Raw genomic sequence first — 19,962 nt, forward strand, 5'->3', positions numbered from 1 at the left:
CGAGATACGGGAGCGAGGTTGAGGTATCTTCCGACCCGCGGCGGCGAAAACCCTCTTACCGCAGACGGGAGTGGTGTGAATATGGCAGAGAGTAAAGGCGTCGTGATAGCCGCGCTCATCGCCAACGGAGCCATCGCGGTGTTGAAGTTCGGCGGCTTTCTCCTCACCAGCAGTCCGTCGATGCTGTCGGAGACGTACCACTCCATCTCCGACACCGGGAATCAGGTGTTCCTCCTCGTCGGCATCCGGTACAGTGAACGGGAGGCCGACAGGGAGCACCCCTTCGGCTACGGGAAAGCGCAGTTCTTCTACTCGTTTCTCGTCTCCGTTCTCCTCTTCGGCATCGCCGGGTGGGAGTCGCTGAAACACGGCTACGACGCCGTCGTCCACGGCGGGCACGCCCTCGGCGGCACCGTCTCCGCCCTCGGGGCGACGTTCCCGGCGTGGTACGTCAACGTCGCCGTCCTCCTCGGCGCGATCGGATTCGAGACGTACGCTTTCAAGAAGGCGTTCGCCGAACTCAAACGGCAGATACGGGAGTACGAGTGGAACGGCATCTACGACGCGTTCAAGAAGACCAGCGACGTGACGACGCTGACCGCGTTCACGGAGGACGCCGTCGCCCTCGGCGGGGCGATAATCGCACTCGTCGGCATCGCCCTCACGGAACTGACCGGCAACCACATCTTCGACGCGATGGGCGCGGTGTTCATCGGCGTCCTCCTGATGGGGTTCGCCGTCGCGTTGGCGTTGGAGAACAAGCGCCTCATCCTCGGAGAGAGTCTCCCGGCGGACGTGGAGACCGACCTCCGGCGAATCGTCACCGACCACCCCGGCGTCGTCGACCTGGACGCGTTCAGCACCGTCTTCGTCGGGCCGCAGGACATCCTCGTCACCGCCGACGTGAGCTTCGACGCGGAACTCGACACCGGCGACTTAGAGGACGACATCGCGGAGATAGAGCGGAGGTTGAAGGACGCCGACGGCCGCGTCAACCACGTCTTCCTCGAACCGGAGCGGTAGCGGTCGAACGCCGACTCAGACCGCGACGTCTTCGACCGCCCCTCGAACCCGGTCTATCGCCGCTTCGATATCCTCGCCGCTCACGTCGAGGTTCGTACAGAAGCGCGTCAGATACTCGCCGTGTGCGCCGCCGAGGACGCCCCGGTCCTCGCAGGCGGCGACGAACTCCTCGGCGGTCACGCCGGCGTCTTCGGTCGAAACTTGGACGATGTTGGTGTCCGGCGTCGGGGCAGACAACCCATCGATTCCGTCGAGTCCGTCGGCGAGGCGGCGGGCGTTCTCGTGGTCCTCGGCGAGTCGCTCGACGTTGTCGAGTGCGAGGATGCCCGGCGCGGCGATTATCCCGGCCTGCCGCATCCCGCCGCCGAACAACTTTCTGACGCGGCGCGCCGCCGCGACGAACTCCTCGCCGCCGGCGAGAATCGACCCGACGGGCGCGCCGAGACCCTTCGAGAGGCAGAACATCACCGAATCGACCTCGCGGACCATCCGTTCGGGGTCGGCGTCGAGGGCGACGCACGCGTTGAACAGGCGCGCGCCGTCGAGGTGGACCGGGACGCCGAGTTCGTTGGCCGCCTCCGCCGCGGCGTCGATATCTTCGGGCGGGACGGCGACGCCGCCGCGGGCGTTGTGCGTGTTTTCGAGGGAGAGAAGCCCCGTTCCCGGCCGGTGGAGGCTCTCCTCGACGTACCCCTCGCGCACCTGTTCGGGCGTCGGCACGGCTCGCTCGCCCGCATCGAACGTGCGGACCTGCAGGTCCGACAGTTGCGCGAGGCCGCCGAGTTCCCAGCGGTAGACGTGCGACTCTCGCTCGACGAGAATCTCGTCGCCGCGGTCGGTGTGGACGCGCGCGGCGATCTGGTTCCCCATCGTGCCGGAGGGAACGTAGAGGGCGTCCTCGGTGCCGACCGCGTCGGCGGCGCGCGATTCGAGTTCGTTCACGGTCGGGTCGTCGCCGTACACGTCGTCGCCGACGGACGCGTCGCGGGCCGCCTCCCGCATCTCGTCGCTCGGGCGCGTCACCGTGTCGCTTCGTAGGTCGACGGGCATGGCTCACCATTCGAACGGGCGAAGAAATAGCCGGTGGTCCGGCGGTCACCGGGGGAAGGCCGCCGGAGCGTGCGGGGTCGAAGCGCCCCCCTCAACCGAGGACGTACTTCGCGGCGCGCGTCTTCCCGAGGCCGGTCCGTTCGAGGAGTGCGTCCACGCCGAGGACGCGCCCCGCGCCGAGGACGCCGAGGGTCACGAACAGCAGTAACCCCATCAGGTCGCCGTTGACGAGGCCGTGGGCCCAGTCGGCGTTCCCGAGGTAGAAGAACACCATCAGGACGCCCCCGAAGAACGCCGCGAGACGCACGAGTGCGCCCACGACGAGTCCGAGACCGATGAGCACCTCTCCCAGAGGTATCATGAAGTTCGTAAACTCCAAGAGCCACGGCGTCTGGGCGACCCAGACGAAGAAGCCGTGGAGGGGGCTCCCCGCGGTGCCGTTAGCGAGCCACCCCGCGGCGTCGAACGGTTCCGCCGCGGTGAGTTTGCCCACGCCCGCGTGGAGGAACCAGTACCCCACGACGACGCGGAGCACCGCCGTCCAGTACCCCGCCAGCGTCCCCTTCAACTCGAAGTCGAGGGCGTTCGAGAGGTCGGTGCGGGCCTGAGTGAGTTGAGTAGTTTGCATCGTCTGTCACCTCTTACATCTACACCTCGGGCCGGAGAGAGGTTATAAGGGGGTCGTGATTCCCAACATTTCAGAAACGGGGAAAGAACGCGGGACGGGATCCGCCACGGAGAGACGCTCCGACGGCGGCGCAGTAGTGCGAAAGGGGTTTGAACGCGACGAGAGTGAGAGAGGACATGGACCCGCGCATACGCGAACACGCACAGACCATCGCGGACCACTCCGCGGACATCCAGTCCGGCGACGACGTGGTGATAAGCGCCCCCGCCGTCGCGGAGGAACTCGTCGTCGCCCTCCACGAGGCGTGCGCCGAACGCGGGGCGAACCCCGTCTACCTCAACAGCAGTTCCCGCGCCACCCGCGCGTTCCTGAAGAACCGCGAGGCGGAGTTCGAGACGCCGGAGCACTTGCTCTCCCTCTACGAGGAGATGGACGTCTTCGTCGCCGTCCGCGGGGACGTGAACGCGACGGAGCAGTCGGACGTAGACCCGGAGACGAACGCCGCGTACCGGCGGGCGATGCAACCCGCCCTCGAGGAACGACTGTCGAAGCGGTGGTGTCTCACGCAGTTCCCCGCGTCCGGAAGCGCGCAGTTGGCGGGCATGAGCACCGACGCCTACCAGAACTTCGTCTGGGACGCCGTCAGCCTCGATTGGGACGCCCAACGAGAGCACCAAGCCCAGATGGTCGACATCCTCGACGACGCCGACGAGGTGCGCATCAGATCCGGCGAGGAGACGGACGTGACGATGAGCGTCGCGGGTAACTCGACGCTCAACGACTACGGCGAGAAGAACCTACCCGGCGGCGAGGTGTTCACCGCGCCCGTCAAGGAGTCCGTCGAGGGCGAAGTCCACTTCGACATGCCCCTCTACCGGCAGGGCCGGGAGATAGAGGACGTCCGCGTCCGGTTCGAGGACGGCCGCGTCGAGTCGTACAGCGCCGCGCGCAACGAGGAGGTTCTCGACGGCGTCTTCGAAACCGACGAAGGGGCGCGCTACCTCGGCGAACTCGGCATCGGGATGAACCGCGCCATCGACCGGTTCACGTACAACATGCTGTTCGACGAGAAGATGGGCGACACCGTCCACATGGCCGTCGGTTCGGCGTACGCCGAGTGCGTCGGCGAGGAGAACGAACTCAACGAGAGCGCCGAACACGTCGATATGATAGTGGACATGTCCGAAGACTCCGTCATCGAGGTGGACGGTGAAGTCGTCCAACGCGACGGCACGTTCGTTTTCGAAGACGGCTTCTGAGGGCGGGAGCGATCTTTTGGTCCAGATTTTGCGGGCGCGAACGGAGTGAGTGCCCGGAAAAGGTGGGAGCGAACGCCGCCTCTAAAGATCATATAACGAACAGGACCGTCCGAAGAAACCGGGAATCAGACGGTATACCCCGTAGAGAACGCCCTTCTACGGATAATTGAACGGTCCAAACAATTTATGCCTATGTATCAGAAAAGCGGACCCACATGCCGAAGGTGAACTGCACAGAGTGCGGAAGGGACGTGGGGATGCACGAGTTAGAAGCGAAGACCGTAACCCAACGGGACGGGTTCGACACGCGTTATCGGTGTCCGTACTGTCGGACGGACATGGAGGACGTCACCGAGCGTCTGGTGTAGTCGGCCCGACCGGCCCCGCCGGTCCCGACCGCAGTTTCTCCGCAGAAGAACGCCGAGAGCCGAGGCGTTAGGCTTGGTCTCGGTCGAGGTCGAGGTCGAACTGTTCGTTCTCCACGACGGCGTTGAGGACGACGCTCGTGTTCGACTCGCGGATGTCCACGTCGGTCAGCAGTTCCTTTATCTGGCGGTTCATCCCGTCCGTGTCGCGGAACTTCCCGACAGCGATGACGTCGTAGTCGCCCGTGACCTCGTACACCGATATCATCTGCTTTTGGTCTTCGAGTCGGTCGGTGATGTCGGGAAGCGCGCTCCCCTCGACTTTGAGTTGGATGACGGCGGTGACGTCGTAACCGAGTGCGTCGTAGTTCACCCGCGGGGTGTACCCCTCGATGACCCCCTCGTCCTCCAAGTCGCGGAGGTGATTGGAGACGGTCGTCACCGAGACGTCCAACTCCTCGGCGAGACTCCGAAGACTGGCGCGTCCGTCGCCGAGTAATGCGTTGATGAGTTTCGCGTCGAGGTTTTCGTACGTCATTACACCTACCCACTCGTTCGGGGCATTAGAATTTTACGAATATCCAATTCTATAGCGAGGACGGGGGATTTGCGGTAAGCGATAACGTCTTTATACGGGAAGTGCACGACTCAGAGTGTCCAGGAACATGACGGACGAAAACACGACCAATCACGAGGTAGCAACCGACGGCGGGTTGAGTTCGGCGGCCCAGGACGTCATCGACGAGATAGAGGAGAACGACGTCGACTTCCTTCGCCTCCAGTTTACCGACATCCTCGGCACGGTGAAGAACGTCGCCGTCCCGGCCACGCAGGCCGAGAAGGCGTTCACCGAGGGAATCTACTTCGACGGTTCGAGCATCGAAGGCTTCGTTCGCATTCAGGAGTCCGACATGCGTCTGAAGCCCGACCCCGAGACGTTCGCCATCCTCCCGTGGCGCGACGGCCGTTCGGCGCGTCTCATCTGCGACGTCATCAACACGTCCACGGGCGAACCGTTCGAGGGTGACCCGCGGTACGTCCTCAAGCAGGCCATCGCGCGCGCCGAGGAGATGGGCTACGAGATAAACGCCGCGCCCGAACCAGAGTTCTTCCTGTTCGAGGAGGACGAAGAGGGCCGCGCGACGACGAATACGAACGACGCCGGCGGCTACTTCGACCTCGCGCCGAAGGACCTCGCCTCCGACGTCCGCCGCGACATCATCTACGGGCTGGAGAGCATGGGCTTCGAGATAGAGGCCAGCCACCACGAAGTCGCGGAGGGGCAACACGAGATCAACTTCGAGTACGACGACGCCCTCACGACGGCCGACAACGTCGGGACGTTCCGAACCGTCGTCCGCGCCATCGCCGCCCAACACGACCTGCACGCGACGTTCATGCCCAAGCCCATCGCCCGCATCAACGGGTCCGGCATGCACACGCACCTCTCTCTGTTCACCGAGGACGGCGAGAACGCGTTCCACGACGGCGACGACGAGTTCGACCTCTCGGAGACGGCAAAGCAGTTCCTCGCGGGCATCCTCGAACACGCGCCCGCCATCACCGCCGTCTCGAACCCGACGGTGAACTCCTACAAGCGCCTCGTCCCCGGATACGAGGCGCCGGTGTACGTCGCGTGGTCCGACCGCAACCGCTCTGCGCTCATCCGCAAGCCGGCCGCGCGCGTTCCGGCCGCCAGCCGCATCGAGGCTCGCTTCCCCGACCCGTCCTGTAATCCCTACCTCGCGTTCGCCGCCCTCATCCACGCCGGACTCGACGGCATCGAGAAGGGCCTCGACTGCCCCGACCCGGTCCGCGAGAACATCTACGAGTTCGACGAGAAGAAGCGCGAGGAGTACGGCATCGAGACGCTCCCGTCGAACCTCGGCGAGGCCGTCGAGGCTCTCGAAGGAGACGAAGTCGTCCAAAGCGCTCTCGGCGAGCACATCTACGAGAAGTTCGTCGAAGCGAAGTCCCAAGAGCACGACGAGTTCCGCGTCGACGTCTCCCAGTGGGAACTCGACCGCTACCTCGAGAAGTTCTGAGGGCCGCCGCCGACACCGACTCTCTTTCTCTCTTCGCCCGCGCCGACAGCGACGCGCTCGGAACTCCCGAACTTAGCGGCGGCGTATCGACGACGCCGCGAACGGGAGCGCGAGGAGGCCAGCGCCGCCGACCGCGCCCGCGGCGACGACGAGGACGGCGACGGTGGATAGCTCCGCGACGACGACCATCGCCCCGAGGAGTACCGGGAGTCCGACGCCGCCGACGGCCGCCGACGCCGCCGAGCGGTCGAGTTCGGCCGCGTTCGCGCGGTGGCCGAGGTAGTGCCACGTCGCCGCCGCACCCGCCGCCGTCCCGACGCCGAGGAGCAGTTCGCTCTCCGAGGGGGCGACGACGAGGGCGGCGGCGACGAGCACGAAAGCGGCGGCGAAGGCGGCGGTCACCTGCGCCCGCGTCGGGTCGAGAACCGGCGCGGCGGGCGACTCCCCCCGGTCCGACAGGCGGGACATCGCCGCGAGGAAGGCGACGCCGACGGCGACGCCGGCGGCCACGTCCGCGACGTAGTGGACGCCGAGGACGACGCGGGAGGCGGCGACGAGCAGAATCACCGCGCCCGCGACGGAGAGGCGGCGACGCCGAGTGCCGACGCGGACGAGGAGCGCGATGCCGCCCCAGAAGACGGTCGCCCCGAGGGCGTGACCGCTGGGAAAGCCGAACCCCTCTTCGGCGGCGAGGGGCGGGCGGGGGAGCGCAAAGAGGTGTTTCAGGCCGAGCGTGAGGCCGAGCGCACCGAGTCCGAGTGCGAGCGCGAACGCCGCGCTCCGACGGGGGAGACCCGAGCGCTCGCCGGCGACGTACGCGAACGTCACGGCCGCGAGGCAGAGCCACGCGTCGCCGAGGTGCGTCACGAGGCCGAAGGCGGAGACGACGAACTCCGGGAGGGAACGCGCCGCCGCCAGTTCGCCGATTCCGCGCGCGGCGGCGGGGAGTCCGCCGACGGGGAGCGACGCGCCGGGGGCGGTGCGGGCGGGGATGGTCAGAGGCACGTCCGTCCGGTGGCGGGCCGAGAGACATATACGTCCCGGAGGCGGGCGAACGGGCGGCGAGAACGAGCGTCGGTCGGCGGTACGAGCGTCGGGGCGCGGCGTCGGTGCGGTCAGGCGCGTTTGTCGCGGACCCAATCGACGAGGCGTCCGGGGAAGCCGACGGCGTTCAGACCGACGCCGAAGATGACGAACAGGACGTACAGACCGAGCGTCGAGAGGTAGATGATGAGCATGGCGACGACCGAGAGCAGGTCGTCCTGCAGGAAGGCGAAGGCCGCGATGGTCGTCACCGTCCCGTAGAGGAGGACGAGATACGGACCCCACCCGCGGGCTTTGCTACGCCGCATCCGGCTTCTGACGTAGCGTTTCAGTTCCGATTCGAGTTCGGGCTTCTCGACGGTTCGAGCGTCGACGTCGTCCTCGAACCCGTCGAGGTCCGCGCGAAGCTCCTCGATTTCCCGTTCGAGTTGCTCGATGTCGGGCGCCCCGCGCGGGCTCACGTCGGCCCCACTGTCACCCTCGGTGGCGTCTGCGCGTACGTCGTCGTCCACACTCATCGTTCTGTCACCACGTCGAACGCTATCGTGTTGTACTTGCCGGTCGATACCGGTTCGGTCGCTCGGTTTTCCGTCTGTCGTGACTTTCCCCGCGAGGACGGCGTTTATCACCGCGCCGAACAGCACGAGGATGCCCGAGAAGTAGAACCACGTCATCAGAAGCAGGATGGCACCGAGCGCTCCGGCGACGGACGACCCGGCGACGGACGCGTAGAGACCGAACCCGACGCCGAGGGCAGACCACCCGACGGCGGCGAAGACGGTTCCCGGAAGCGCCTGCCGCGGCGTGAGGCCGACGTCGGGGAACACGTAGTACAGCGGGAAGAACGCCACGCAGAGGAGTCCGAGCAGGAGGAGCGGACTCAACAGGTCGAGGACGGGCACGTCGAGTGCGGCGATGACCGCCGTGGCGGCGGCGACGCCGAGCGTTCCGAGTCCGATGGCGACGAGGGCGATGCTTCCGTCCCGCAGTTGGTCCGCGATGCTCCCGGCGCTGGACCCGTAGATGCGCGAGAAAGCGATGTCGAGGCCGCGGAACAGTTTCAGCGCGCCCCACGTGGTGATGCCGAGACTCACGACCGAGAGCGCGCTCTGTCCGGTCGGGTCGCCCAGTGCCTGCGTGACCACCTGCGACCCCGAGGGGAGGAGATACTCGCCCGCGAGTTCCTGTACGACCGTCTGGAGTTCGTCGCCGCCGACGTACGCCGCGACGACGACACCCAGCGTCAGAAGCGGGATGAGAGAGACGAGCGTGTAGTAGGAGATACTCGCCGCGAGAAACGTCACCTCGCGCTCTTGGACGGTTTCGAACACCGACCGTACCAGCGGGACTTGATTTCGAATTCGAACGCTCACGGGCGTAGTTGACCCGAGAGTCACAAGAGTGTGCGTCCCGCCGACAGGAATCGGGAAGCCCTCGCAGTCGGGGACGGGTCGGCTACTCCGCCGTCGCCTCGCGCATCTCGGCTATCGAGGCGTCGGTCTTGAACGCCGTCCCGGAGTAGTGCGCACGCGTCGCCTCGAACCCCGCCTCGCGCAGTTGATCGATGAACTCGTCCATGGCGCTCGCGGACCGTCCCCACTGCTTGCAGAGGCGGTGTTGGTCGTAGTGCGTGGGCCGGTCGAGTTCGCCGGCGACGGTTTCGAGCATCTCTTTCGCTCGGCGTTCGGTCCCCATCTCCTCGGTCACGTGTCCGCGCACCTCGCGGGCGAACTCGGGGTCGCAGATCGGTCCGAGCCATATCGGTCCGGCGACGAGGAGGCGACTGCTCCCGCAGACGGCGCACTCCTCCGGGGGGTGCGCGACGAGGCCGAACTCGTGGTCGCGGGCGAGGCAGTCCTCGCAGTGGTAGACGTGGCCGAGGTTCTCTATCGCCTCGTCGGCTTTCGTCGCCCGCGAGTCGAGTTCGAGGTACGTTCGGGCGTAGTGGCGAGTCACGTGCGAGAGAATCGGCACCGCCGCCTTGTCGTACCGCGCCGCGGTGCGAACCATCGCCGACAGGAGGACCCGAAGGCCCATCTCGGAGTGGTAGTCGGTGTTCTGCGGGAGGGTGGAGTACTTCCGGATACCGCTCTTCTGGTGTGCGCCGCAGAGGGGCGCGGTGTCCGTCGCGGTGACGCAGACCAGATCGCGAGTGTTGGCGAACGCCGCGTCGGCGAAGGGGACGGGCGTGCCGAACGGGTCCAAGTCCACCACGTCGAAGACGGAGTCGTGCATGAGTGCGTTGGCGTCGCGGTGGACCGCCTCGCCGGGCAGGTCGTTTCGCTCGAAGTTGCGCCGCGCGAGTTCGACCGCCTCCTCCTCGACGTCGGCGCAGGTGACGTCGAACCCCGCCGCCGCCGCGCGGACGCCGCGGATTCCGCTGGCGGCCATCGCGTCGAGGTACGTCTCGGCGCGGGGGTCTCGCTCTCTGTACGCCCGGAGCACCGCGACGGTCACGTCGCGGTTGAGTTCCTGCGTCGGGTTGTAGAAGACGTCGTCGCCGGCCCCTTCGGACGCGCCGTCTCGGGCGCCGGGAACCTCGACCGCTATCTCTCCCTCGCGAACGTCCATACAGTGACGGCCGCGCCGCGCGGCGAAAAAGGGACTGATGACGAGTGGGGCCGCCGAGCGGAGTTCGGCGGGGCGCGAGGACCGCATCGGTGCCGTTTTGTCCCGCAGTGGCCAAGTGCCGGTCGTGAGAACGGTGGCCGACGACCACGACTCCGAGGGGGACGAGGAGCCCGAACGGAGGACCGAACCGAACGGGGGCGAGGTGGCCGACGCGTCCGACTCGGTGACAGACCCGGCCGACAGCGACGGCGACGGGCGGGACTCGTCCGGCGGGGAGGCGTCGTCCGGCGACGCCGACGACGAGTTCGTCGTCCCCACGGACGCGGAACTCGAACGGGAGGCGGACTGGCGGGCGGAACTGGCCGACGCCGGCCGACTGACCGCCTCTGCGGTCGATACGCTCGTTACCCTCCACGGCGCGCGCGGGAGTCGCGCCATCGAGGCCGTCTCCGAGAAGCGAGTGAAGCGCTACCGCGACTTCACCGTCGTCGTCGGCTACGAGGACGAGTACGTCGTCGAGGACGGGGGCTGCACCTGCAAGGACAGTTCGTACAACCTCGACACCGAGGACCCGAACCAGCGCTGTTGGCACGTCCTCGCGGCCGCCGTCGCCGAGCGAATCGGCGAAATCGACCACCACGACATGTGGTACTCCGACGTGCGCGAGTTCCTGTAACGCCGATTCGACGCCCTCACTCGACCGCCCCACGAATCCGTCGGTCACTCCGGTATACTTTCGTCGCTACTTCTCGAACCTGCGAGCGAGATGCCAACCATCGACGAGAAGCGCGTCTACACCGACAACACCGGCACGGAGACGGTGTTCGTCGCCACGAGCGTCGGCGTCGTCTCGGTGTCGGTGTCGGACGACTTGGTGGGCGGATTCGGCGTCGCACACCGCTGTTCGGCCCGCGACGTGGCCGTCGAACGCGGGACGGCCGACCCGACAGTCGCCGTCGCCGCCGAGGACGACGTGTTCGCGGCACCGGCGGCCGACGTGGACCCGGAGTCGCCGGAGGCGGCGACGTTCGAGGCGACGGGGTTCGGTCCCGCCTCGGCCGTCGGGTTCGACGGGTCGACGCTCCTCGCCGCCGACGGGGACGGACGCGTCGCGCGGTACGAGGCGGTAGACGGGGACACAGAGGGAGACGGCGGGGGTATCGGCGACGGGAAGTGGACGACGGTCGGAACGGTCGGGGCGGTTCGCGCCCTCGACGGCGACTTGGCGGCCGCGGCGGACGGCGTCCACCGAGTGACCGACGACGGACTCACCCCGGCGGGACTCGACGACGCGCGCGACGTGGTCGTCGGCGCTGACGCCGCCGTCGCGCCCCTCGCGGCGACCGGGACCGGCCTGTTCAAACTCGGAAACGGCTGGATGGAGGAACTGACGGGGGCGTTCGACGCGGTGGCGGCGTCCGCGGACGGCCGCCGGCACGCCGTCTCCGAGGGCGACCTGTTCGCCCGCGGGGACGACGGCGAGTGGGCCGCCGTGCCGATTCCGGTCGAAGAGAGCGTCGTCGCCGTCGCCCACGGCGTCGCCACGACGTACGCCGTCACCGACGCGGGCACGTTCCTCGTCAGGGCGGACCGGAGCGAGGAGGGCGAGCGGCCGGACCCGTCGTGGCGACACCAAGTGCTCGGCCTGCGCGACGTCGGCGGCGTCGCCGTCGCCTGACCGCCTCCGGCGTCCCGCCGAACCCCGTTCGGTCGCGCCGGGCGGGAGAACGTCGTGACGACCCGTCGCGGCGGCGGAGCGACCGCGACGAGACGAAAACGGGTTTAACGCGCGGCGAAGATGCTCGCACATGATCGTACCCGGCGCATCTTCGCAAGGGTTGGCGGCGGCACTCGCGGCGGAACTGGGCGAACCGCTTTCGGCGGCGACGTACGACCGCTTCCCGGACGGCGAGACGTTGGCCGCCGTCCCGGAGTTCGAGGGCGGCGACCGGGCCGTCGTCGTCGCGACCACCGACTCGAACGACGCGTGGGTCGAACTGCTCCAACTGCAGGACGCCGTCCGCGAGGCGGGCGCGTCGGAAGTCGTCACCGTCCTCCCGTACATGGGCTACGCCCGGCAGGACGAAGCCTTCGAGGACGGCCACCCCGTCTCCGCCCGCGCGATGGCGCGGGCCGTCTCGACCACCGCCGACCGCGTCGTCCTCGTGAACCCCCACGAGGAGAGAATCGCGGACTTCTTCGACGTCCACGTGACCGTCGTCGACGCCGCCACCTGCCTCGCCGACCCCCTCCCCGACGACTTGGACGACCCCCTCTTTCTGTCGCCCGACGCCGGCGCCGTCGAACTCGCGGCCGCCGTCCGCGACGCCTACGGGCGCGGCGAGACGGACTACTTCGAGAAGGTCCGCCACTCCGGGACGGACGTGGAAATCACGCCGAGCGACGCCGACGCCGCCGACCGCGACGTGGTCATCGCCGACGACATAATCGCCACCGGATCGACGATGAGTCAGGCCGTCGGCCACTTAGACGAGGGCGGAGCGAACCGCGTCTTCGCGGCCTGCGTCCACGCCCTTCTGGTCAGGAACGCGCGGACGAAACTGGAACGCGCCGGGGTCGAACGCGTGTTCGGCACCGACACCGTCGAACGCGACGTCAGCGCGGTCAGCGTCGCGCCGTTCGTCGCCGCCGCCGTCGATTCGGTCGCCGTCGGCGAGTGAGCGTCTCGCACGTCGCCGAGTCACATCCCGTTCGGCGATTGGAAACGCTCATGTGGAACGGACGGGGAGTCGTTCGGTATGGGACAGTACGGTTCACTCGACTACCCCCGCATGACCAAGCTCGGTGTCGCCCTCGGACTCAGCCTGTTCGCCGTCGGTGCGGCGGGGAACATGGTCGTCCCCGCCCTCTTCGGTCCGCTTCCGGGATGGGAGCAGACCCTCCTGTTCGACGCGGAAGCCGTCGGCGTCGCGCTCACCCTCCTGTCGCCGTTCGTCTTCGGCATCGCCCTCCCCCTCGTGGAGTGACGCGGTGAGCGACGACGACTCGCTGTTTCCCGACGCCGACTCCCGGTTCGTCGTCGAGTCGGACTGTCGGCGGTGTCCGGCGCTTGCGGAGTGCCGCAACCGCATCTCGTGGGGCAACGGGTCCCGCGACGCCGACGTGTTCGTCGTCGGGGAAGCGCCCGGCGCGGGCGAACCCGACGCCGACCTGTGGCGCGGCGGCAACCACACCGGGTTGGCCTACACCACCCGCCACTCCGGTCGGCGCGTCCGCCGACTGCTGGCCGACGCGGGGCACCCCGACGCCTACTACACGAACGCCGTGAAGTGCTTCCCCCGCGCCGAGGACGGCGAGACGAACCGCGAACCGACCGCCGAGGAGCGTGCGAACTGCCGCGCGTACCTCGAAACCGAACTCGAACGCGTCGAACCGGAGGTGGTCATCGCCACCGGAAAACACGCGACGAAGACGATGCTCGCGTTCGACGGGGCGTCGCTCGACGGCTTCGTCGATTCGGTCCTCGAACCGGTCGAACTCGACGCCGTCGGCGTCACCCTCCTGCCGATACTCCACCCCTCCTATCAGGACGTGTGGATATCTCGGTTGGGCTACTCGCCGGCGGAGTACGAGGCGGCGATACGCGAGCGGTTGCCCTGAGAACCGGCCGACCGAGCGACTTCGGAGTCGAAGCGCCCGACGGCACCCGAACGTTCTTTGAGCGTCCGAGCGACGACCCGCACATGAGCGACGACGAGACCATCTTCGAGAAGATAGTCGCCCGAGAGATACCCGCCCGTATCGTCTACGAGACGGACTCGGTGCTGGCGTTCCTCGACGCGAACCCGTTGGCTCCGGGCCACACCCTCGTCGTCCCGAAGGAGGCGTACGAACGCGTCGGCGAGATGCCCGACGACGTGGCGTCGGAGGTGTTCGCCGCGGTGCACGAACTGACGCCGAAGGTGGAGGACGCCGCGGACGCCGACGCGGTGACCGTCGGCGTCAACGACGGCGAGGCCGCCGGACAGGAAGTCCCGCACGTCCACGTCCACCTCGTTCCCCGGTTCGACGGCGACGGCGGCGGGCCGATACACGCCGTCACGGGCGAACGCCCGGACCTCTCCGAGGAGGAACTAGACGCCATCGCCGACGAGATATCCGACGCCGAAGCCTGAACGACCGACGCGTCGCTTTCGACTCTCGAACGCACTCGACCCCCGATACACTCGCCCCCGACGCTCCCGTCCCTTCTCGTCGCGGAGTTTCAACCGGTTGACTTGACCGTCCGCCGACCGGTGGTTTAAATCGGAAGCCCGGACCACGGCGGAGTATGTCGAACGACGACGAACCCTCGGCGGTCGCTCTCGTCGGGACCACCGGCGGAGCGGGGACGACGCGGTGTGCGGTCGAGACGGCGGCGGCCCTCGCGGCCGACGGCCGAGACGTCACGGTTCTCGACGCCGCTTTCGCCACGCAAGGACTCGCAGACCACGTCGCCGGGGCGTTGGACCCCGACCTGACCGCGCTTCTGACCGACGAGGCGGACGCACCCCTCGCGGAGGGTCTCGTCGAACTCGAAGTCGACGCGCCGGGCACCGTCGCGTGTTGCCCCGCGGACGCCCCCTTCGAACGACTCGCGCGGGCGAAGTCCGCAGACGCCGCGAGGCGGTTCGAGGCCCGAATCGAAGAGGCCGCGGAGGCGTACGACCACGTGGTCGTGGACGTACCGCCCGTCGCGGCGAATCAGGCCGTCGCCGCCGTCGACGCCTGCGACCGGGTGTGTCTCGTCGCCCCGGGGACGACGCGGGGCGCCGACGCCGTCCAACGGATGCGCGGCCGACTCACCGACCTCGGGGCGGAGACCGACCTCGTCGTCTCGACGCGCGGCGAACTCCGAACCGCGGACGCGTCCGTCCCCGAGAGCGACGCGACCGAACCCGCCGACTGTCCGTCCTGCCTCGGCGGCGACGACGACTCGTTCGTCGCCGGCGTCGGCCGCCTCGCCGCCGCGGCGTTCGAGACGGAGTTAGACGACGCCGTCGCGGGCGACGGACTCCTCGAGAGCGTCGGTCGGTACGTGCGACGGTAATTCCGGACGGGCCGAGCGACAATCGGTCGAGAGCGAAGAAGAAGCGTCTCTCAGAACATCTCGTCGGAGGCGCTCATCGTCTCCGCGAGGGCCTCGCGTTTCTCCACGAGTGCGTCGCCCGAGAGCGGTGCCGCCGCGTCGCGCCGCGTCGCCTCGGCGAGTTCCGTCACCGGGTCGTGCGTCTCGACGTAGGCCGCGAGTGCGAACTCCGCCTCGTCGGCGCCGGAGAGTTCCAACGCGTCCGCGCGGGAGAGTTCGCCCGCGAGCCAATCGCGGAGCACCTGCCGCGCCATCGGCGCCAACGGCGTGACGCCCTCCACGCCGCACCGGTGGAGCACCTTCGCGGCGGTGACGGACGCGACGGACGCCGCCCGCCCGGCGTCGCCGACGCTGTCTCCCTCGCCGTACCGTTCGAGGACGGTCAGCGCCGCCTCCGGCGTGCAGGGGAGTTTCTCGGCGTGCGCGCGGAGGCGCGCCGCCACGTCCACCTCCGTGTCGTCTACGGTCGCCACGCCGCGTTCGACCTGCTCGGTCGTCACTTCGAGACCCGCGGCGATGTCCGACAGTCCCATTGCGGCGACGTACATTATCGTTCGGTTAAACGTTTTCGCGTGAGAATCAGGAGAGATATCCGAAGCGTACCGGTAACCGGTACGTTCCTTCGGCGGGATAGGGGCCGAACCCGGCCGTCCGTCCCGTCTTTAAATACCCTATCGGGACCAAGTTTCAGATGTGATGAGCAAGGCACACTCGACGCAGACGGAGTCCGCGCAGGCAGACCAGACGCAGACGGACGAGACGCAGGCCGGCGACGCGGCCCGAACCGAGGACGAGAGCGAACGGGCGCGGGACGGGGAGGCCCGGACGTGTCCCGAGTGCGGCGGCCGACTGCGCGCCGAGGACGGGGAGACGGTCTGTGCGGGGTGCGGCCTCGTCGTCTCGGAGTACCGCATCGACCACGGCCCCGAGTGGCGGTCGTTCGCGGACGACGACCGGAACCCCAAGCGCACCGGCGCGCCGTTGACCCGGTCGCGCCACGACAAGGGTCTCTCGACGGAAATCGGTCGCTCGACCCGCGTGAAGGGCCGGAAGCGTCGCCGCCTCGCACGGATGCGACGCCAGCACAACCGGGCGCGCATCTCCACGAAGCGCGAGCGGAATCAGGTGTACGCGTTCACGGAGATTCGCCGCCTGACGGGCGCGCTCTCCTTACCGGACCGCATCCGCGACCACGCGTGTTCGCTGTTCACGTCGGCGCAGAACGAGGACCTCCTTCGCGGCCGGTCGCTGGAAGGCTTCGCCGCCGCCTGCGTCTACGCCGCCTGCCGCGTCGCCGGCGTCTCCCGGACCACCGACGAGGTGACCGAGGCGGCGAAGGCGACGGCCGACGAGCAGTCGGCGGCGTACGACGCGCTGAACCGCGAACTCGGCCTGCCCGTCGGCCCCATCGACCCCGCGGAGTACATCCCCCGGTTCGCCAGCGAACTCGACCTCTCCGGCGAGGTGGAACGCCGCGCCCGCGAGTACGCCGCGGAGGCGTCCGAGCGCGGTCTGTCGGTGGGTCGGAACCCGAGCGGCGTCGCGGCGGCGTGTCTCTACACCGCCGCGCGGGACGCGGACGCCGACCTGACGCAGACCGAGGCGGCCGACGTGGCGGGTGTCACGCCGGTGACGCTCCGGAGCACCTACACCGACCTCCGCGACGACGGCGACGAGTAATCCGACGAGGAGATTCGACGCGCGTACGACTACCGACGCGACGATTCGCGACCGCCGATTGACGACCGACGGACGAATGCGGACTGTTCTTCGCCGACGCGAGAAAGAGAGCGACGCGACCGTTCAGACGCGCCGACACCGAGCGACGGCCGCGGCCAGTTCTTCGACGGCGCGCCCGGCGCGACTCGACGGCGCGCACCGCGTCACCGGACGGCACTCGGCGACGGACCGCCCGACTCGGGGGTCGGCGGGGACGACCACCGCCGGCGCGCCGAGAACCTCCTCGAACGCCTCCGTCGGCGGGTCCGCCACCGCACGGTTCACCGCGACGGCGACGAGGCCGGCGTCGAGTTCGCGCGCGAGTTCCCGCGTGCGGACGGCGTCGGCGAGTGCGTACGACCGCGGCGACGCGACGACGACGCAGGCGTCCGCGACGGCGAGAGGGACGCCCGCGTCGGCTTTCATCCCCGCGGGGCAGTCGACCACCACGTCCCCGTACGCGCGTTCGACGGCGCGGAGGGCGTCGTCGAGGCGGGTCACGTCGGCGGCCCGCGCGCCCGCGAGGGAGCGTCCGCACGGGAGAATCGTGACGGGGCCGACGCCGTCTCTGACCGCCTCGATAGGGTCGGCGCGCCCCGCGAGCACGTCGTGGAGGTCCGGGCCGGGACCGGTCGGCAGGTCGGCCATCCCCAAGTCGGCGTCCACCACCGCGGCGTCGAGTGCCGCGCCGAGTTCGAACGCCAGCGTGGACTTGCCGACGCCGCCCTTCCCGCCGGTGACGGCGAGAATCACGCCACCCTCCCGACGCTCTCGACGACCGGTTCTGCGTCGGCGTCGGCCGCCCTGTCGGCGAGTCGTTCCGCACTCGCGGCGAACGCCCGAAGCGCCTCCTCGTCTGTCGCGACGCGGTCGGGGAGCGACGAGACGCCCTCGTACCCGCCGCTCTCTTCGAGAACCTCGGCGGCCTCCGCGGCGGAGGCGTCGCTCAACCGTTCGGCGCGGGCGACGCGCGTTCGAACCTCGGCCAACCACGAAGCGACCGGGGTCGGTAGGCCCGTCGCGGCGGCGGCGGCGGCGGCGGACGGCGAACGCGGAGTAGCGGCCGATTCGGTCGCGGGGTCGTCGGTGCCGCGTTCGGCGTCGCCGCCGGGAGCGGTTTCGATATCGCCGTCGGAACTGCACCGAGCGTCGATGTCCTCCGGTGCGAACTTCGACTCGCTCTCGGGAGTTTCGTCTGCGGCGTCGTCCACGTCGTCGGCGTCGCCGCCGTCCTCGTACCGTCCCGCGGTCGCATCGTCGTCGGGTCCGGGCACGGCGTCCGCCGGCGGGCGGGCGCGGCCCAGCGACCGAACGGCGTCGGCGACGGAGTCGCCCGATTCGTCGGCGTCGTCGGCGCGTCCGAGCGATTCGACGGCGACGGGCGCGGAGTCGTCGTGTTCGTCGGTCTCGACGGGACAGGCGTAGCCGACGGCGACGCTCCCCTCGGCGGGGACGACGCCCTCGTACCCCTCCTCGTCCCATCCCGACTCCGGAACGCCCTCGCGGCGCGGCGGACAGACGGGGCCGTCGAGGCGGTTTCGGACCCGGACGCGGCGCGCGACGGGCGCGTCGTTGCGAACGCGGACGGTGACGAGCGTCGCCCCCGCGGCGGATTCGACGGAGCAATCGTGGTTCACGGGGTGGTTGGCCGCTTCATCCGGGATAAATCACCGGACGAGAACGGGCGCGCGGAGGAAGTCGGAGGCGGGGCGGGGGCCGTCGAACGCGGCGGCGACGGCGGGCGAGACGACCACCGGAGCGCGGACGTCCGCGAGGCGCGCGACGGCGAGTGCCGCCGCCACCGCGGGGCCGTCGTAGTCGCCCGGTTCCTCGCCCGCGGCGGCGGCGAACGCGTCCGGGACGGCGGCGACGGCGGCGGCGAACTCCTCGTAGACGGACTCCGCCAGCGACCGCCGGACGGAGCGTTCGAGGTTCCCCACCCTGTCTTCGAGTCGCAGTCGCTCCTCTCTCCGGTCCCTCGCCTCGCGGGCCTCCGATTCGAGGAGTTCGAGGCGCTGGCGGGCGGCGACGCGGTCGGTGGCGACTTCCGAGAGTCGGGTCATCGTCTCCGAGAGTTCCGCCTCCGCCTCGGCGACTGCCTCTGCGGCGTCCCCGTCGCCGGCGTCGTCGCGTTCGCGGTGGGCGGAGAGACGCCCCCGGAGCGTCGCCACTCGCTCTCTCAGACGCTCCGTCTCCTCGCCCGCCTCGGCGGCGCGGCGGCGGGCCGCCTCCACGTCCGCGGGCGACGGCGGCCGAACCGAGGCCAGTTTCGCTCGGGCGGCGGCGAGTTCGTCGGCGTCCGGGGCGTCGCGGCCGCGAGTCCGCGCGAGTGCCGCGAGCGCACCCCGCCGGTCGAACGCCGCGCGCGTCCCGCAGGTCGATTACGCGTCCCGAGAGCGTCTCGCCGGAGGGGAGGAGGACGCGCGGCGCGTCGGGGTCGCTCGATACGGGTCGCTCGGCGGTCACAGGTCGCGGGTTCGCATCGCCGCCGAGTCGGGGTGGTCGGTGCCGGCGGCGAACTTGTCGTACGGCGTGCTCTTGGCCTCTCGGGACTCGTACGCCGCGGCGGCCTCGCGAACCTCGTCGGGGACAGCGGCGAACTCGTTGAACGGTTCGGTCCGTTCGACCTGCACGTCGCGGCCGTGCTTCTCGCGGAGGCGGCAGGCGAGGAACGCGCCGAACTCCGTCTCCTCGAACAGGGCGGCGCGTCCGAACCGGCGGACGACCACGTCCTCGTGCGTTCGACAGGCGTTTCGAAGCGTCTCGCGGGCGTTCCGAGCGTAAGTCACGACCAACAACACGGCTACCGTGAAAGTATCGTCGGCTGAGAAAAATCCCCCGAAGCCGCGGCGTCGGTGACTGAAGCGGCGGCGCGGGCGGGCGGTTACAACGGGTCCACGTCGAACTCGAGCGTTCCGGGCTCCTCGTCCAACAGGTCGTGGACGCGTTCGCGGGCGTCGGACTCGCTCTCTGCGACGACGACGAGTCCGTGCGCGCGGCCCTCGCCCGTCGCTTGGTACGGTCGCACCCCGTCCTCGCCCTCGAAGTCCGTCGCGTACGTCCGGAGGACGGTCACGACGCGCTGTTCGGTCGCCGCGAGGTCGGAGTCGCCCGACTCGAAGTCGCGGAGTGCCTCCTCGACGTTCCGGAGGGCGGAGATGCGGTCCAT

General features: G+C 69.2%; 23 protein-coding genes and 1 pseudogene. 12 read left to right on the forward strand and 12 right to left on the reverse strand.

Annotated features, from left to right (window positions below):
* The first annotated feature begins 81 nt into the window (after positions 1-81).
* Complete coding sequence (locus BLS11_RS13430) at positions 82-1,023, forward strand: cation diffusion facilitator family transporter (RefSeq protein WP_092538265.1); 942 nt, start codon at positions 82-84, stop codon at positions 1,021-1,023.
* 15 nt (positions 1,024-1,038) lie between these two features.
* On the opposite strand, the gene BLS11_RS13435 is transcribed toward BLS11_RS13430, so the two are convergent.
* Together BLS11_RS13435 and BLS11_RS13440 are read right to left on the reverse strand one after the other, a co-directional pair.
* On the reverse strand, positions 1,039-2,073 hold the full coding sequence (locus BLS11_RS13435; protein ID WP_092538266.1) for a threonine aldolase family protein: 1,035 nt from the start codon (positions 2,071-2,073) through the stop codon (positions 1,039-1,041).
* A 91-nt stretch (positions 2,074-2,164) separates the two neighbouring features.
* Positions 2,165-2,701, reverse strand: a complete 537-nt coding sequence (locus BLS11_RS13440) for a DoxX family protein (RefSeq protein WP_092538267.1) — start codon at positions 2,699-2,701, stop codon at positions 2,165-2,167.
* 176 nt (positions 2,702-2,877) lie between these two features.
* On the opposite strand from BLS11_RS13440, the gene BLS11_RS13445 reads away from it, so the two are divergent.
* Together BLS11_RS13445 and BLS11_RS19460 are read left to right on the forward strand one after the other, a co-directional pair.
* The gene (locus BLS11_RS13445) at positions 2,878-3,960 is read left to right on the forward strand and encodes an aminopeptidase (protein WP_092538268.1); all 1,083 of its coding nucleotides are present in this window, start codon (positions 2,878-2,880) and stop codon (positions 3,958-3,960) included.
* A 215-nt stretch (positions 3,961-4,175) separates the two neighbouring features.
* The gene (locus BLS11_RS19460) at positions 4,176-4,328 is read left to right on the forward strand and encodes a hypothetical protein (RefSeq protein ID WP_175454452.1); all 153 of its coding nucleotides are present in this window, start codon (positions 4,176-4,178) and stop codon (positions 4,326-4,328) included.
* A 67-nt stretch (positions 4,329-4,395) separates the two neighbouring features.
* On the opposite strand, the gene lrp is transcribed toward BLS11_RS19460, so the two are convergent.
* Positions 4,396-4,863: an HTH-type transcriptional regulator Lrp gene (lrp, locus tag BLS11_RS13450; protein ID WP_092538269.1), complete on the reverse strand. Its 468-nt coding sequence runs from the start codon at positions 4,861-4,863 to the stop codon at positions 4,396-4,398.
* Between the two features lie 127 nt (positions 4,864-4,990).
* Here lrp and glnA point away from each other — a divergent pair, with 127 nt between their 5' ends.
* Positions 4,991-6,370 (forward strand): type I glutamate--ammonia ligase, encoded by a 1,380-nt coding sequence (gene glnA / locus BLS11_RS13455; protein ID WP_092538270.1) that lies wholly within the window; start codon positions 4,991-4,993, stop codon positions 6,368-6,370.
* A 72-nt stretch (positions 6,371-6,442) separates the two neighbouring features.
* Here glnA and BLS11_RS13460 read toward each other — a convergent pair whose 3' ends face one another.
* The 3 genes from BLS11_RS13460 to BLS11_RS13470 form a co-directional block, all read right to left on the reverse strand.
* A complete protein-coding gene (locus tag BLS11_RS13460; protein ID WP_245698907.1) occupies positions 6,443-7,375 on the reverse strand; it encodes a phosphatase PAP2 family protein in 933 nt (310 codons plus the stop codon).
* Between the two features lie 110 nt (positions 7,376-7,485).
* Entirely contained in the window at positions 7,486-8,787 is a 1,302-nt protein-coding gene (locus BLS11_RS13465) for a YhjD/YihY/BrkB family envelope integrity protein (RefSeq protein ID WP_092538271.1), read from the reverse strand.
* An 82-nt stretch (positions 8,788-8,869) separates the two neighbouring features.
* Positions 8,870-9,985 (reverse strand): tRNA (guanine(26)-N(2))-dimethyltransferase, encoded by a 1,116-nt coding sequence (locus tag BLS11_RS13470; protein ID WP_092538272.1) that lies wholly within the window; start codon positions 9,983-9,985, stop codon positions 8,870-8,872.
* 358 nt (positions 9,986-10,343) lie between these two features.
* Here BLS11_RS13470 and BLS11_RS13475 point away from each other — a divergent pair, with 358 nt between their 5' ends.
* The 7 genes from BLS11_RS13475 (at position 10,344) to BLS11_RS13505 (ending at position 15,035) form a co-directional block, all read left to right on the forward strand.
* The gene (locus tag BLS11_RS13475; RefSeq protein WP_092538608.1) at positions 10,344-10,661 is read left to right on the forward strand and encodes a hypothetical protein; all 318 of its coding nucleotides are present in this window, start codon (positions 10,344-10,346) and stop codon (positions 10,659-10,661) included.
* Positions 10,662-10,751: 90 nt separating this feature from the next.
* Positions 10,752-11,663 (forward strand): HVO_0234 family beta-propeller protein, encoded by a 912-nt coding sequence (locus tag BLS11_RS13480; RefSeq protein WP_092538273.1) that lies wholly within the window; start codon positions 10,752-10,754, stop codon positions 11,661-11,663.
* Between the two features lie 130 nt (positions 11,664-11,793).
* A complete protein-coding gene (gene prs, locus BLS11_RS13485) occupies positions 11,794-12,666 on the forward strand; it encodes a ribose-phosphate diphosphokinase (RefSeq protein WP_092538274.1) in 873 nt (290 codons plus the stop codon).
* A gap of 78 nt (positions 12,667-12,744) precedes the next feature.
* A complete protein-coding gene (locus BLS11_RS13490; RefSeq protein WP_092538275.1) occupies positions 12,745-12,972 on the forward strand; it encodes a DUF7860 family protein in 228 nt (75 codons plus the stop codon).
* 4 nt (positions 12,973-12,976) lie between these two features.
* Positions 12,977-13,606, forward strand: coding sequence for a uracil-DNA glycosylase (locus BLS11_RS13495; RefSeq protein ID WP_092538276.1), 630 nt, complete (start codon positions 12,977-12,979; stop codon positions 13,604-13,606).
* A gap of 83 nt (positions 13,607-13,689) precedes the next feature.
* Positions 13,690-14,121 carry an HIT family protein gene (locus BLS11_RS13500; RefSeq protein ID WP_092538277.1) on the forward strand — a complete coding sequence of 144 codons (432 nt, stop codon included), beginning with the start codon at positions 13,690-13,692 and terminating at the stop codon, positions 14,119-14,121.
* Positions 14,122-14,276: 155 nt separating this feature from the next.
* Positions 14,277-15,035: a cell division inhibitor gene (locus BLS11_RS13505; protein ID WP_092538278.1), complete on the forward strand. Its 759-nt coding sequence runs from the start codon at positions 14,277-14,279 to the stop codon at positions 15,033-15,035.
* A 50-nt stretch (positions 15,036-15,085) separates the two neighbouring features.
* Here the strand turns inward: BLS11_RS13505 and BLS11_RS13510 are convergent, their stop codons facing one another.
* A complete protein-coding gene (locus BLS11_RS13510) occupies positions 15,086-15,607 on the reverse strand; it encodes a DUF7858 family protein (RefSeq protein ID WP_092538609.1) in 522 nt (173 codons plus the stop codon).
* A 163-nt stretch (positions 15,608-15,770) separates the two neighbouring features.
* Here BLS11_RS13510 and BLS11_RS13515 point away from each other — a divergent pair, with 163 nt between their 5' ends.
* On the forward strand, positions 15,771-16,754 hold the full coding sequence (locus tag BLS11_RS13515; protein ID WP_092538279.1) for a transcription initiation factor IIB: 984 nt from the start codon (positions 15,771-15,773) through the stop codon (positions 16,752-16,754).
* A gap of 123 nt (positions 16,755-16,877) precedes the next feature.
* On the opposite strand, the gene BLS11_RS13520 is transcribed toward BLS11_RS13515, so the two are convergent.
* The 5 genes and pseudogenes from BLS11_RS13520 to BLS11_RS13540 all read right to left on the reverse strand — a co-directional run bounded on the left by BLS11_RS13520 (position 16,878) and on the right by BLS11_RS13540 (position 19,962).
* Positions 16,878-17,546: a MinD/ParA family ATP-binding protein gene (locus BLS11_RS13520; protein WP_092538280.1), complete on the reverse strand. Its 669-nt coding sequence runs from the start codon at positions 17,544-17,546 to the stop codon at positions 16,878-16,880.
* Positions 17,543-18,430 (reverse strand): DUF7857 domain-containing protein, encoded by an 888-nt coding sequence (locus BLS11_RS13525; RefSeq protein ID WP_092538281.1) that lies wholly within the window; start codon positions 18,428-18,430, stop codon positions 17,543-17,545. Before BLS11_RS13525 ends, BLS11_RS13520 begins: the two co-directional genes overlap by 4 nt.
* A 30-nt stretch (positions 18,431-18,460) precedes the next feature.
* A pseudogene (locus tag BLS11_RS13530) lies at positions 18,461-19,096 on the reverse strand (DUF7856 family protein); the annotation flags it as partial.
* A 159-nt stretch (positions 19,097-19,255) separates the two neighbouring features.
* Positions 19,256-19,594, reverse strand: a complete 339-nt coding sequence (locus BLS11_RS13535; protein WP_092538283.1) for a DUF7855 family protein — start codon at positions 19,592-19,594, stop codon at positions 19,256-19,258.
* Positions 19,595-19,677: 83 nt separating this feature from the next.
* Complete coding sequence (locus BLS11_RS13540) at positions 19,678-19,962, reverse strand: DUF7854 family protein (protein ID WP_092538284.1); 285 nt, start codon at positions 19,960-19,962, stop codon at positions 19,678-19,680.

It is taken from the genome of Halopelagius longus, assembly GCF_900100875.1.
Taxonomy (GTDB): Archaea; Halobacteriota; Halobacteria; order Halobacteriales; family Haloferacaceae; genus Halopelagius; species Halopelagius longus.

Coding starts and splice junctions, on each gene's coding strand:
- BLS11_RS13430 (WP_092538265.1), top strand. CDS start 82: ATGGCAGAGAGTAAAGGCGTCGTGATAGCCGCGCTCATCGCCAACGGA.
- BLS11_RS13435 (WP_092538266.1), bottom strand. CDS start 2,073: ATGCCCGTCGACCTACGAAGCGACACGGTGACGCGCCCGAGCGACGAG.
- BLS11_RS13440 (WP_092538267.1), bottom strand. CDS start 2,701: ATGCAAACTACTCAACTCACTCAGGCCCGCACCGACCTCTCGAACGCC.
- BLS11_RS13445 (WP_092538268.1), top strand. CDS start 2,878: ATGGACCCGCGCATACGCGAACACGCACAGACCATCGCGGACCACTCC.
- BLS11_RS19460 (WP_175454452.1), top strand. CDS start 4,176: ATGCCGAAGGTGAACTGCACAGAGTGCGGAAGGGACGTGGGGATGCAC.
- lrp (WP_092538269.1), bottom strand. CDS start 4,863: ATGACGTACGAAAACCTCGACGCGAAACTCATCAACGCATTACTCGGC.
- glnA (WP_092538270.1), top strand. CDS start 4,991: ATGACGGACGAAAACACGACCAATCACGAGGTAGCAACCGACGGCGGG.
- BLS11_RS13470 (WP_092538272.1), bottom strand. CDS start 9,985: ATGGACGTTCGCGAGGGAGAGATAGCGGTCGAGGTTCCCGGCGCCCGA.
- BLS11_RS13480 (WP_092538273.1), top strand. CDS start 10,752: ATGCCAACCATCGACGAGAAGCGCGTCTACACCGACAACACCGGCACG.
- prs (WP_092538274.1), top strand. CDS start 11,794: ATGATCGTACCCGGCGCATCTTCGCAAGGGTTGGCGGCGGCACTCGCG.
- BLS11_RS13490 (WP_092538275.1), top strand. CDS start 12,745: ATGGGACAGTACGGTTCACTCGACTACCCCCGCATGACCAAGCTCGGT.
- BLS11_RS13500 (WP_092538277.1), top strand. CDS start 13,690: ATGAGCGACGACGAGACCATCTTCGAGAAGATAGTCGCCCGAGAGATA.
- BLS11_RS13505 (WP_092538278.1), top strand. CDS start 14,277: ATGTCGAACGACGACGAACCCTCGGCGGTCGCTCTCGTCGGGACCACC.
- BLS11_RS13510 (WP_092538609.1), bottom strand. CDS start 15,607: ATGGGACTGTCGGACATCGCCGCGGGTCTCGAAGTGACGACCGAGCAG.
- BLS11_RS13515 (WP_092538279.1), top strand. CDS start 15,771: ATGAGCAAGGCACACTCGACGCAGACGGAGTCCGCGCAGGCAGACCAG.
- BLS11_RS13540 (WP_092538284.1), bottom strand. CDS start 19,962: ATGGACCGCATCTCCGCCCTCCGGAACGTCGAGGAGGCACTCCGCGAC.